Origin of the sequence: Zobellella denitrificans (assembly GCF_002407485.1) — a bacterium.
In the GTDB taxonomy this organism is placed as follows: Bacteria; Pseudomonadota; Gammaproteobacteria; order Enterobacterales; family Aeromonadaceae; genus Oceanimonas; species Oceanimonas denitrificans.
Map to the genome: position 1 here is coordinate 2,677,430 of NZ_CP012621.1, position 13,179 is coordinate 2,690,608.

11 protein-coding genes are annotated in these 13,179 nt (G+C 63.6%); 9 read left to right on the forward strand and 2 right to left on the reverse strand.

The window, feature by feature from the left end; all coding sequences use genetic code 11:
* Positions 1–12: 12 nt before the first annotated feature.
* Together maiA and AN401_RS12715 are read right to left on the reverse strand one after the other, a co-directional pair.
* Entirely contained in the window at positions 13–654 is a 642-nt protein-coding gene (gene maiA / locus AN401_RS12710; RefSeq protein ID WP_096779570.1) for a maleylacetoacetate isomerase, read from the reverse strand.
* A 13-nt stretch (positions 655–667) separates the two neighbouring features.
* The gene (locus AN401_RS12715) at positions 668–1,366 is read right to left on the reverse strand and encodes a fumarylacetoacetate hydrolase family protein (RefSeq protein WP_094039804.1); all 699 of its coding nucleotides are present in this window, start codon (positions 1,364–1,366) and stop codon (positions 668–670) included.
* A gap of 179 nt (positions 1,367–1,545) precedes the next feature.
* Between AN401_RS12715 and AN401_RS12720 the strand changes: the two genes are divergently transcribed.
* From AN401_RS12720 to AN401_RS12760, 9 genes are all read left to right on the forward strand, one after another.
* On the forward strand, positions 1,546–2,457 hold the full coding sequence (locus tag AN401_RS12720) for a LysR substrate-binding domain-containing protein (protein WP_096779571.1): 912 nt from the start codon (positions 1,546–1,548) through the stop codon (positions 2,455–2,457).
* A 63-nt stretch (positions 2,458–2,520) separates the two neighbouring features.
* Positions 2,521–3,444 (forward strand): LysR family transcriptional regulator, encoded by a 924-nt coding sequence (locus AN401_RS12725; protein ID WP_094039806.1) that lies wholly within the window; start codon positions 2,521–2,523, stop codon positions 3,442–3,444.
* Positions 3,445–3,577: 133 nt separating this feature from the next.
* Positions 3,578–5,116, forward strand: coding sequence for an AbgT family transporter (locus AN401_RS12730; RefSeq protein WP_094039807.1), 1,539 nt, complete (start codon positions 3,578–3,580; stop codon positions 5,114–5,116).
* Between the two features lie 12 nt (positions 5,117–5,128).
* On the forward strand, positions 5,129–6,328 hold the full coding sequence (locus AN401_RS12735) for a M20 aminoacylase family protein (protein WP_094039808.1): 1,200 nt from the start codon (positions 5,129–5,131) through the stop codon (positions 6,326–6,328).
* Between the two features lie 220 nt (positions 6,329–6,548).
* Complete coding sequence (locus AN401_RS12740) at positions 6,549–7,127, forward strand: REP-associated tyrosine transposase (RefSeq protein ID WP_094039809.1); 579 nt, start codon at positions 6,549–6,551, stop codon at positions 7,125–7,127.
* 1,634 nt (positions 7,128–8,761) lie between these two features.
* Positions 8,762–9,901: a DcaP family trimeric outer membrane transporter gene (locus tag AN401_RS12745; RefSeq protein WP_094039810.1), complete on the forward strand. Its 1,140-nt coding sequence runs from the start codon at positions 8,762–8,764 to the stop codon at positions 9,899–9,901.
* 193 nt (positions 9,902–10,094) lie between these two features.
* Complete coding sequence (locus AN401_RS12750) at positions 10,095–11,126, forward strand: TRAP transporter substrate-binding protein (RefSeq protein WP_176442043.1); 1,032 nt, start codon at positions 10,095–10,097, stop codon at positions 11,124–11,126.
* Positions 11,127–11,131: 5 nt separating this feature from the next.
* Positions 11,132–11,671, forward strand: a complete 540-nt coding sequence (locus AN401_RS12755; protein WP_157772268.1) for a TRAP transporter small permease — start codon at positions 11,132–11,134, stop codon at positions 11,669–11,671.
* A gap of 8 nt (positions 11,672–11,679) precedes the next feature.
* A complete protein-coding gene (locus AN401_RS12760; RefSeq protein WP_198401736.1) occupies positions 11,680–12,969 on the forward strand; it encodes a TRAP transporter large permease in 1,290 nt (429 codons plus the stop codon).
* Positions 12,970–13,179: the final 210 nt, after the last annotated feature.

Sequence of the window (13,179 nt, forward strand, 5' to 3'; positions counted from 1 at the left end):
CTGTCGCCCGGCTCAGGCGGTAAAGTCCGGCTGGCGGGAGGGGGCGGCCTGCTGGAAGGCCGGCTGCCGCTGGCAGTGCTGGTACACCGCCATCACCCTGGGATAGGCGCTCAGGTCGCAGCCCATGCGCTCGGCGTTGGCCACCTGGGGCACCAGGCAGCAGTCGGCCAGGGTGGGCGCCTCGCCAAAACAGTAGGGGCCATGGCCATAACGTTCGAGCAGGGCTTCCACCGCGCCGAAGCCCTCGGCTATCCAGTGGCGGTACCAGTCGTTCTTCTGCTCCTCGCTCACCTCGAGGCGGTTCTTCAGGTAGCCGAGGATGCGCAGGTTGTTGACCGGGTGCATGTCGCAGGCGATGGCATTGGCCAGTTCCAGCACCCGGGCCCGGGCCCGGGGCTCGGCGGGCAACAATCTGGGCTCAGGATGAGTCTCGTCCAGATAGTCGATGATCGCCATCGACTGGCTCAGGGCAGTGCCGTCGTCCTCCACCAGCAACGGCACCCCCTGGGAGGGATTCAGCGCCCGGTAGTCGTCGGCCCGTTGCTCACCCACCCGGATGTTTATGCCTTTGTAGTCGTAGTCCAGGCCCTTCAGGGCCAGGGCGATGCGCACCCGGTAGGAGGTGGAGCTGTTGAAAAAACTGTAAAGCTGCATGGTCTTCTCTCCCTTACACCACACGCACGTGCAGTTCGCCCAGGCCCTCGACGCCGCCGACCATCAGCTCGCCCCGGTGCACCGCGCCCACCCCTTCCGGGGTGCCGGTCATGATGAGATCGCCCGGCTGCAGCTCGAAAAAGCGGGACAGGTAGCTGATGGTCTCGGGCACCGACCAGATCAGCTTGTCGATGTCGCTGCGCTGGCGGTCTTCGCCGTCCACCTGCAGCCAGATGGCGGCCTGCCCGGGGTGGCCAATCTGGCTGGCCGGATGGAGCGGGCCCACCGGCGCCGAGGCGTCGAACGCCTTGCCGATTTCCCAGGGGCGGCCCATCTCGCGCATCTTCATCTGCAGATCCCGGCGGGTCATGTCCAGGCCCACGGCGTAGCCCCACACATGGTCGTTGGCCTCTTCCAGGGGGATGTTGCTGCCGCCCTTGCCGATGGCCACCACCAGCTCTATTTCATAATGGTAGTTGCCGGTTTCACTTGGATAGGGCAGCGCCAGGGTGTCGCCTTCCGCCACCGGCACCACGGCGTCGGCGGGCTTGCAGAAGAAGAAGGGCGGCTCCCGATCCGGGTCGAAGCCCATCTCCCGGGCATGGGCGGCGTAGTTGCGGCCAACGCAATAGACGCGGCGCACCGGAAACTGCTGCTCGCCGCCGACGACGGGGATGCTGGTGACGGCTTGGGGTTCTACGACATAACTCACGTGACACTCTCCTGACTGATTGAGCGGCCCTGCGTCGGCGCCCTGGTACTGCCCGGCGATAGCATTCTTCCAATGTCTCGCTCACGGCTTCGTAACTTCTGAGCAACAGTATTGTCCGTGAAACCCATATCGAATAATGATATTTTGAGATACCGTCATACACTTTATGGTATAGCTCAATGGACTGGACCCGCCGCCTGCGCCTCAGGCACCTGCACCTGCTGATCAACCTGGCCGACACCGGCAGCCTGAGCGATACCGCCCGCATCATGCATACCACCCAGCCGGGGTTGTCGAAGTGGCTGAAGGAGCTGGAGGAAGACATAGGCGCGCCGCTGTTCGAGCGCCATGCCCGCGGCCTCAGGCCCACCGCCATGGGCCAGTTGCTGGTGAGCCATGCCCGGCGCATGGTGACCGAGATGGCCCGGGCCCAGCACAACCTGGAAGCCCTGCAGGAAGGCAGCGCCAGCACCGTGGCGGTGGGCACCTCGCCGGCCTCGGCGCCCAGCTTCGTGCCGGCGGCCATCATGGCCTTCATCGCCCGGCACCCCAGGGCGCGGGTGGAAATACAGGAAAGCACCATGAACTCGCTGCTGGACAAACTGGAGCTGGGCAAGCTGGACGTAGTGGTGGGCCGGCTCGACAACTACCAGCCCCGCGCCAGCCTGAAGAGTGAAATGCTTTACGAGGAGCCGCTGCGCATCGTGGCCCGCCCCGACCACCCCCTGGCCGGGCGACCGGGGCTGGGCTGGGACGACCTCTATCAATACGACTGGATAGTCTGGCCCCAGGGCACCCCCATCCGCAGCAAGCTGGACATGGCCCTGACCCTGGCCGGACGCAAGCCGCCGCCCTACCGGGTGGAGTCCTCCTCCCAGGTGGGCAACCTCTGGCTGCTGCAGCACAGCGACATGTTGTCGGTCAGCTCCGAGCGGGTAGCCCGCCACTTCACCGGCCGCGGCCTGGTGGTGCCGCTGGACATCCGCCTCGACAGCGGCGAAGGCTATGTGGGCATGTGCTGGCGCGACGAGGAACACCCCGACCCCACCACCCTGGATCTGCTGGAATGCCTGCGCCAGGCCAGGAGGTGATGCCAAAATGAGTTGGCGTTATGCTTGAGGCCATCTGTCCCACTCAATGCCGGAAACCCAGCCATGGACGTCAGCTATCGCCAACTCAAGGCCTTTATTCATCTGGTGGAAATCGGCAGCATGACCGCCGCCGCCGAAGCCGTGCACCTGTCCCAGTCGGCCCTGAGCCAAATCGTCAAGCGGCTGGAAGAACAACTCAACAGCCAACTACTGCTACGGGAAAAGCGTCAGCTCATTCTGACCCCGGCCGGCGAAGCCCTGTACCGGGAAGCCAGGATCATCGTCAATCGCCTGGAGCGGCTGCGGGCCGAAAACGATCTGCAGGCTCAGGGCAAACGACCGCCGTTTCGCATTGCCACCCTGTACACCACTGCCCCTCTGGTGACCGAAAGCCTGCCCGACCTACTGCGCCAGTTGCCCGACCTGCCCCTGGAGCTGGAAGAAATCGGCAGCCTGCCCTTGAGCATGGTGCTGTCGAAGGGAGAGTTCGACATTGCCGTGAGCACGGCGCCCTTCGATGCCAGCTACCACTTTATTCCACTCTACCGGGACTTTATCGGGCTGTACTGCCACCGCGACCATCCCCTCGCCTGCCAGGCCAGCATCAGCTGGGAGCAGGCGGCCCAGGCGGCCAACATCGGCGTGCCGCCCGACAACAACCTACGCCTGCACGCAGAACACACCTTTACCCAGCTCGGCATCCACTACCAGCCAGGCATTACCGTGGCCCAGCCCTCCACCATGCTCGGCATGCTCAGGGCCGGCATGGGCGCCGCCCTGCTGTCGTCCACCTTTGCCTATTGCCAGCCGCTGGGCGACATTGTGTTTGTGCCAGTGGCCGAACCCAGGGAATACCGCACCCTGGGGCTGCTGCTGGGCGCCCATGTGGCCCGCGACGATCACCGGGTGCAGGTGTTCAGCCAAGTATTCCGGGAGCACCTGCTCCGCGCCGCTGCCCTGCGGGAAAACGCCATCATGCTGCTGTAATCCGGCCCCCGGCCTGTTGTGCTTATGAACCCATAAGCAAGTCGAATCCATTTTTGGCCCCTGTTGTGGCATAACCCACTCCAGACCGACACCAACCCGGAAGGTCGCTTTATCTGGAGACAGGAGTCATTCCATGCAAGCAGTAATGTCCCAGGGCCGGCTGGCCCGTACCCTCAACTGGGTGGAACTGGCAGGCAGCAAGTTGCCCCACCCCTTTACCCTCTTTTTCTACCTGGTGCTGCTGACCCTGGGTCTGTCGGCGCTGCTCTCCTGGCTGGACGTGACCAGCGTGCACCCGCTAAGCGGCCAGGAGATCCAGGTTCGCAGCCTGCTCTCGGGCGAAGGCTTGGTGTGGTTTTTAACCAGCTTCATCACCAACATCACCGGCTTTGCGCCCTTTGGGGTGGTGATTGTCATGGCCATTGGCATCGGCTTTGCTGAGCAGGTGGGCTGTATTTTCGCGGCCCTGCGCCTGATGATCAGCCGGGTGCCCCGGGCCAGCCTGGGCTATGCCATGGCCTTTACCGGTATTATGGGCAACATGGCCTCCGACGCTGCCTTTATCATAGTGCCCCCACTGGCGGCCCTGATGTTTCTGGCCGCCGGCCGCCACCCGCTGGCCGGCTTTATCAGTGCCTTTACCGGCGCCGCCGGCGGCTTTTCGGCCAACCTGCTGATCGGTGGCAACGACGTATTGCTGGCCGGCATCACCAACGAAGCCCTGCAAAGCGTGTCGGCCCAGCTGCAGGTTTCGCCGGTGTCTAACTGGTATTTCCTGATCGTCAGTGTGTTCATCCTCACCCTGGCCGGCGGCCTGATCACCGACCGCCTGATAGAGCCGCGTCTGGGGCGCTACCAGCCTACCACCGAGCAGGAAAGCCTGGAGCAGCTCACTGCGCAAGAGCACAAGGGCCTGCGCCGGGTGCTGTATGCCAGCCTGCTGTTCTGGGGCCTGGTGACCGCCCTGGTGCTCCCCGACAGCTCGCCACTGCGCCACCCCGACACTGGTGGCCTGGTGCCCTCGCCTTTTATGGCCGGGCTGGTGGCACTGATTTTCTTCTACTTTATCGTCATTGGCCTGGTGTACGGCTTTACCGTCGGCACCCTGCGCTCGGAAGCCGACATTCCCGCCAAGCTCAACCAGGCCACCAAGGTGGTGGTGCCCTTTATTGTGCTGACCCTGGTGATCGCCCAGTTCATCTACATGTTCAACTGGACCAACTTGGGCGCCGTGCTGGCCATTCAGGGCGCCGGCATCCTCAAGCAGAGCGGGCTGAGCGCCTTTCCGCTGCTGGTGGCGCTGATCCTGCTGGTGGCCTTTCTCAACCTGTTTTTGGGCAGCGCCTCGGCCAAGTGGTCGCTGCTGGCGCCGGTACTGATCCCTATGTTCGCCTTTCTGGACATTTCGCCCGCCGTGGTGCAAATGGCCTACCGCATTGGCGACTCGGCCACAAACCCCATTTCGCCCTTGTTCCCCTATCTGCCGATCATGTTGTCCTTTATTACCAAGTACAACAAAGACGCCCACGTGGGCACCCTCTTCTCCCTGGCGCTGCCCTACGCCGTTGTGTTCCTGCTGCTGTGGATAGCCCAGCTCGGCCTGTGGATGCTGCTGGACCTGCCGCTGGGGCCGGACGCTCTGTCTTTCTATATCTCGCTATTCCAACAATAAAAGGAGCACGCCATGAAGCTATACCCGGAAATTTGCCAGGAACACCACACCTTTATCGCCCTGCGCCGCCATTTGCACCAGCACCCCGAGCTTGGGTTTGAAGAGCAAGCCACCGCCGCCCTGGTGGCAGAGCGGCTACGGTCATACGGCGTGGACGAGGTGCACACCGGCGTGGGAAAAACCGGCGTGGTGGGCGTTATCCAGGGCCGGCCGGGCAACCAGAGCATTGGCCTGCGTGCCGACATGGACTGCCTGGGCATGACCGAGGAAAACAACTTTGCCCATGCCTCCTGCCACGTGGGCAAAATGCACGGCTGCGGCCACGACGGCCACACCGCCATACTGCTGGCCACCGCCCAATACCTGTGCGCACAGCGCAACTTCAGCGGCCAGGTAGTGCTGATTTTCCAGCCAGCGGAAGAAGGCCTGGGCGGGGCCAAGGCCATGCTGGACGACGGCCTGTTCGAGCGCTTTCCCTGCAAGCGGATGTATGCGCTGCACAACTTCCCCCGTATTCCCCAGGGCCATATCCACCTGTGTCCCGGCCCCATGATGGCCAGCTCCGACAACTTTCATATCCGCATTGTCGCCCAGGGCGGCCACGGCGCCATGCCACACCTGGCCAACGATCCTGTAGTGATTGCCGCCAACCTGATACTGGCGCTGCAAACCATTGTCAGCCGCAATATCGACCCCATCCAGCCAGCGGTGGTGTCCTGCACCATGGTGCACACCGGCGAGGCCACCAACGTGATCCCCGACGCAGCCACCCTGCAGGGCACGCTGCGCGCCTTTAGCGCCGACAATCGCGAGCTGATCAAAACGCGGATCGCCACCCTGGCCACCAACCTGGCCGCCGGCTTCGGCGCCCAGGCTGAGGTAAGCTTCAACCTGGGCAACAAGGTGGGCTATCCTCCCCTGGTCAACGATGCCGAAGCCAGCCGCATTGCCCTGCAAGCGGCCCGGGAGGTAGTGGGCGCGGAAAACGTCAAGGATCAGGTGGCGCCGGTGCCCGGCAGCGAGGATTTCAGCTACATTGCCGAAGCCGTGCCCAGCTGCTATGTGCTGCTGGGCAACGACAGGGACCACGACAGCCCCCACAACAAGGTGTTTTTGCATCACCCCAGGTACGACTTTAACGACGCCATCATACCGGTGGGCGCCAGCTACTTTGCCAAACTGGTGGAGCTGGAGCTGGGCCGGGTGCGCTGACCGTCCGGTACGCATATCCACACAAAGCCGGGAACGGGATCACCCGGAGCGCAGGCGGCTCGCCTGCCAAAGGCGAGCGCCAAACCCGGAGCGCAGGCAGCTCGCCTGCATTCCCGCGCAGCGGGAACCAGAACTGTACCAACCTGAGACCGGCCCCTAAGCCCCTTGGCAAACCAGCTAAACTAGCCTTTAACTCACAAACACCGCCGGAGATCTCGACATGCGCCAGGGCGAACATTCACGAGGCTACCTACCCCACCTCGAAGGCGCCGAATATCAGGCCATCACCTATCGGCTGGCCGACTCTCTCCCTTGGGAAACGACAAGACAAATACTTACCGAGAACAGCAAGCCCAAAAGAAAACGGCTCATAGAGCATGAATTAGGAAAAGGCCATGGCCAATGCTGGCTTCGCCTGCCCTCCATTGCCTCTACGGTGGTACAGAACTGGCGCTTTTTCGATGGCAAACGCTACGCACTCATCGCCTATATCGTCATGCCCAACCATGTACATCTTTTAATCCGGGTGTATCCACAAGCACAGCTGTCCACCATAGTACACGGCTGGAAATCCTACAGCGCCAAGGCAATTCAGGCCTACATCAGGCGTACGCAAGGGGAAGAAACGGTGCCAAAGAGGATATGGCAGCCAGAATACTGGGACCGTTATATCCGCGATCAAGCCCACTTCGATCGTGTGGTCGAATACATCCACCAAAACCCGGTTAAAGCCGGTCTGGTCTCCCAGCCGTCAGACTGGGCCTGGAGCAGTGCCCATCGCCAAAAACCTGAGCCTTAATGGAGCGCAGGCGTAACCCCATGCGGGCGGGCCGCCCGCGCCCCAAGAGCCATCCTGCGGCCTAAAGACAAGCACCAACCCCGGAGCGCAGGCGGCTCGCCTGCATTCCCGCGCAGCGGGAACCTGCGGCGTTGAAAGCCATGCCTTAACCACAGGCGTAACCCCATGCGGGCGGGCCGCCCGCGCTCCAAAAAAGCCATGCGGGCGGGCCGCCCGCGCTCCAAACAGCGCCATCCTGCGGCCTAAAGACAAGCACCAACCCCCGGAGCGCAGGCGGCCCGCCTGCATTCCCGCGCAGCGGGAACCTGCGGCGTTGAAAGCCATGCCTTAACCACAGGCGTATCCCCATGCGGGCGGGCCACCCGCGCCCCAAAAGCGCCATCCTGCGGCCTTAACGGCAAGCGCCAACCCGGAGCGCAGGCGGCTCGCCTGCATTCCCGCGCAGCGGGAACCTGCGGCGTTGAAAGCCATGCCTTAACCACAGGCGTATCCCCATGCGGGCGGGCCGCCCGCGCTCCAAACAGCGCCATCCTGCGGCCTTAACGGCAAGCGCCAACCCGGAGCGCAGGCGGCTCGCCTGCATTCCCGCGCAGCGGGAACCTGCGGCGTTGAAAGCCATGCCTTAACCACAGGCGTATCCCCATGCGGGCGGGCCGCCCGCGCTCCAAAAAAGCCATGCGGGCGGGCCGCCCGCGCCCCAAACAGCGCCATCCTGCGGCCTAAAGGCGAGCGCCAACCCGGAGCGCAGGCGGCTCGCCTGCATTCCCGCGCAGCGGGAACCTGCGGCGTTGAAAGCCATGCCTTAACCACAGGCGTATCCCCATGCGGGCGGGCCGCCCGCGCTCCAAAAAAGCCATGCGGGCGGGCCGCCCGCGCCCCAAACAGCGCCATCCTGCGGCCTAAAGGCAAGCGCCAAATCCCGGAGCGCAGGCGGCTCGCCTGCATTCCTGCGCAGCGGGAAACGTACGTGCACCCCCCATGCGGGCGGGCCGCCCGCGCCCCAAACAGCGCCATCCTGCGGCCTAAAGGCGAGCGCCAACCCGGAGCGCAGGCGGCTCGCCTGCATTCCCGCGCAGCGGGAACCTGCGGCGTTGAAAGCCATGCCTTAACCACAGGCGTAACCCCATGCGGGCGGGCCGCCCGCGCTCCGCAGTTTTCGTGCAAGGTCTCGAGCCTGAAGGCGAGTAACGCAAAAAGCGATACGGCAAGGTTACATATCGGTTAAAAAAGCGAAACAAAACACTTCACTTTTTTACAGTATATGGCATATTGCGTATCGGGTTTACGAGCCAGGCCCGAGATAAAGGGCCGAAGCACCCACGACAATGGAGTAGATAAAACAAAGACATGATCCCTTGCCTGACCATGGATGGTCCTGTAGATACCGGATTCGCCTCACCACAAACCTAGCAACACATTAAAGCGACATATAAAAATTATCGTATCGCTTTAATTTAATGGCTCTGGCCCCGATATCGGGCTCCTGCTCCGGGAGCACAGCCCTCCATCAACGTCATGAACGGCACACGCCTCTGCGCGGCAGAGCGGCGTGAGGGATCCCTTTGTCCACGGCTCCGCCCCCGGCTGCCTGAGCCGCTCAGGCAGGAAATCTGTTGATAAAAGGACTTGATGACATGACTTACCCAAGCAAGAAATCGCGCGTCTTCCCCCTCTCCCTGCTGGCCCTGCTGGTAGCCGGCCCCGCAACCGCCTTCGAAGTGCAGGTGGGCGACACCAAGGCCAGCCTTTACGGCTACGCCAAACTGGACATCATTCACGATCTGGACGCGGATCTGGGCAATTTCGTGGATCGCAACAAGATCCGCCTCGACGGCGAAAAGGGCCCGGACGGGCACACCACCCTGCATGCCTTCCAGAGCCGGCTGGGGGTGAGCACCGCCACCCCCACCCAGATGGGCGAGCTCAAAACCACCCTGGAAGGCGACTTCTACGGCAGTGGCGGGGGCAACCTGCGCCTGCGTCACGCCTATGGCGAGTGGAACGGTATCACCGCCGGCCAAACCTGGAGCAACTTCGGCGGCCATCTCGCCATGTACCCGACCATCGACTTCGCTCCCTGGCCAGGCATGGCCAACGCCAGCCGCCAGGCCCAGTTGCGCTACACCCTACAGGGATTCTCGGTGGCGCTGGAAGACCCCGACAACCTGGGCCGGCAAGTGAGCGTGACCCCGCCCGATGAAAACAAGAGCGGCCTGCCGGATCTGACCCTGCGCTACCAAGGCCAGATCGCGGCCCTTGATTACGGCGCATCGGTGATGCTGCGCCAGCTCGAATACTACCGGGACGCCACCGACAGCGATGAAACCGCCCTCGGCTGGGGCCTGAACCTGGAAGCCCGCTACCAGTTGGGCGATGTCACCCTGCGCGGTGCCCTCACCCACGGCGACGGCATCGGCGGCTATCTGGAAGGCAGCCCCGCCCGCCCGGGCTATGTGGATCCCGTCAGCGGCGAGCTGGAAACCATCAAGGCCACCGGCGCCACTGCGGGGATCACCGTCAAGGCCGGCCCGGGCGCCGCCACCCTGGGCTACGGCATCGCCCGATCCGATATCGACGATGCCGTCCGCGCCGGCGCCACCGGCTTCGGCGGCGATACCACCGAGCAGTTCGAGGCCATCCATCTCAACTACATCTGGTCGCCCGCAGGCCAGGTCAGCTACGGCGTGGAAGCCAGCCACCATACCCGCGAGGTGCAGGATGGCCGGGACGGCGACGCCACCCGCCTGCAGGCCATGGTGATGTACCGCTTCTGATCCTTTCCCTTGCCTGCTGTTTTCGGTGTCGGCCTCGGCCGGCACCTTTTTTATGCGCCCTTCCCCTGCTTTTACCGACTGTTACGCAAAAGTTAACAACAACTCAAACAAACACTTCACTTTTAAAAATAAACTAGTGTAATGTGTATCATGTTTGTTATGGCAATGTTCCATTCGCAAAAAGGGGAGTGTTATGAAAGGAATATGGATATCTCTGTTCGCTGCCGCCGGGCTCTGGCATGGCCAGGCCACCGCCACCGAAACCACCATGCGCATCGCCACCTGGTTGTCGCCCACCAGCGAGATGAATACGGTGGTGCTGCCTACCTGGGGCCAGTGGATCGAGGAAGCCACCGAAGGAAGGGTCAAAATCAAGCTGGAACACGATCTGGGCCAACCCCAGAGCATGATTGACCTGGTTCAGGATGGCGCCGTTGATGCCTCATGGACGTATCATGGTTACTTTCCCGGCCGCTTCAAGCTGACCACCATCGCCGAACTGCCCAACCTGGGCGCCGGCGCCGAGGCCGCTTCCGTGGCCCACTGGCGGGTCCACCAGCAGTACCTGGCCAAGGCCAACGAGCACGGCGACGTGGTGGTGGCCGGCCTGTTCACCCACGGCCCGGGCGAGATACACATGCGCCAGCCCATCAACAGCCTGAGCGAACTCAGCAACAAGAAGATCCGGGTCGGCGGCGGCGTACAGAACAGCATCGGCGAGCAGCTCGGCATCATCGGCGTGGCCGCCCCCACCACCAAGGTCTACGAAATGCTGACCCAGGGCGTAGTGGACGGCGTGTTCAACCCCATGAACACCAAGCGCACCATGCGCTTCAAGGAAGTGGCCCCCTACACCCTGAAAATGCCCCACGGCATGTACCTGGGCAGCTTCGGCATCTTTATCGGCCACGACTTCCTCGACCGGCTGTCGGAGCAGGACAGGGAGGCCATCATGGCCGTGTCCGGCGAAAAGCTGTCGGCCATGGCCGCCCGTGCCTGGGTGCAGGGCGACCAGGAGGCGGAACAGGACGCCCTCGAATTCGGCAACACCATCATCCAGGCCAGCGAGCAGGATGTGCAGCTGTTCACCGAGCTGACCCGCGGCATCGAGCACGGCTGGCTGGACGACGTGGCCGATCGCAAGGTCGACGCGGCGCAGGCCCTGGCCGAATTCCGCCGCATCGCCCGTGAATACCAGGCTCAACTCGACGGGAACCAGGGATGAAGACCATGACTCACACCTCAGCCCGGCTCTGGTGTGGCAGCGCGGCCGCCCTCAAGCGGCTGCTCAACCTGCTGGCCGCCCTGATGCTGCTGCTGATGATGGCGCTCACCGCCTATGACGTGGCCGGACGCTACCTGTTCAACCAGCCCCTGATCGGCGCCTCCGAGCTTATCGAGATCATGCTCGCCGCCGCCATCTTCCTGGTACTGCCCACCATCACCTGGCACCGGGAACACGTGGCGGTGGACCTGACCGAGCACCTGCTGCCGCCCTGGCTGCGCCGGCTGCGGGACCGGCTGTGCCACGCCTTTATGGCCGTCGGCGCCGCCTACCTGGCGACGACGGTATGGAAGCTGGCCGAGCGGGCCGCCCGCTTCAACTCGGTCACCGAATACCTGTCCATTCCCAGCGCCTGGGCCATGTACCTGATCGCCGCCAGCCTCTGGCTGACCGCCTTCACCTTCCTGGTGCTGGCCCTGCTGGGGGAAAAGGCCGACCAGGCCTGGCAACAACAAGCACCGCAGCAGGAGGCGGCCGCCCTATGATGGAATCAATGATCGGATTCGGAATACTGCTGGTACTCATCTTCCTGCGTATTCCCATCGCCTTCGCCATGGCGGGGGTCGGCGTGGTCGGCTTCGCCGCCCTGATGGACTTCAACTTCGCCGCCGCCCTGTCCATCAGCGCCCGCCGCCTGCTGGACACCGCCCAGGACTACAGCCTGAGCGTGATCCCTCTGTTCATCCTGATGGGCAACCTGGTCAGCCGCTCCGGCCTGTCCGGTGAGCTGTTCCAGGCCTCCCACGCCCTGGTCGGCCACCGCAAGGGCGGCATGGCCATGGCCGCCATCACCGCCTGCGGCGGCTTCTCGGCCATCTGCGGCTCCAGCTTGGCCACCGCCGCCACCATGTCGCGGGTAGCCATTCCGCCCATGCGCAAATACGGCTACGCCGACAGCCTGGCCACCGCCGCCATCGCCGCCGGCGGCACCCTGGGCATCCTCATTCCGCCCAGCGTGGCGCTGATCATCTACGGCGTGCTCACCGAGCAGAGCATCCGCGATCTGTTCGCCGCCGGCTTCGTGCCCGGCCTGCTCGGCATACTGCTCTACCTGGGCGCCGTGCGTTACGTGGTGTGGCGCAATCCCAAGGCCGGCCCGCCCGGCGACGCCATGAGCCGGGCCGAGAAATGGCAGGCTTTCAAGGGCGTGGGCGGCATTCTCAGCCTGTTCACCCTGGTGATGGGCGGCATCTACCTCGGCATCTTCACCCCTACCGAAGCCGCCGGCATCGGTGCCGCCGGGGCCCTGGGCATCGCCCTCAAGCGCCGCAGCCTGAGCATGAAGGATCTGCTGGAGGTGCTAACCGAAACGGTGCGCACCTCGGCCATGCTGTTCTGCGTGGTGATCGGTGCCCTCATCTTCTCCAACTTCATCAACCGCGCCGGCCTGCCGGAGCACCTGGTGGAGATGATCACCCAGTTCTCGGTCTCGCCCATGACGGTGCTGCTGATGATCATCGCCATCTACCTGGTGCTGGGCGCCGTGTTCGAAAGCATGTCGATGATGCTGCTGACGGTACCGGTGTTCTTCCCGGTGATCCACAGCCTGGGACTGGACCCCATCTGGTTCGGCATCATAGTGGTGGTGGCCACCGAGATCAGCCTGATCACCCCGCCGGTGGGCATGAACGTCTTCGTGCTGAGCGGCATGCTGAAGGACGTGAACAGCAGCACCGTATTCAGGGGCGTCATCCCCTTCTGGTGCGCCGACGTCATCCGCCTGGGGCTGCTGATCCTGCTGCCGGCCCTCACCCTCTGGCTGCCGAACCTGCTGTATCGCTGAGTGTTACTGTCGTTCCCTGTTTCAATGCCGGCACCCGCCGGCATTTTTTGGAGCGCCATTCCTTGGCCTTAACGGCGGGCACCAACCCCGGAGCGCAGGCGGCTCGCCTGCATTCCTAACCTGGAGCGCAGGCGGCTCGCCTGCATTCCCGCGCAGCGGGAACCTGCAGCCTGGCAAGCCATGCCTTAACCACAGGCGTGCACCCATGCG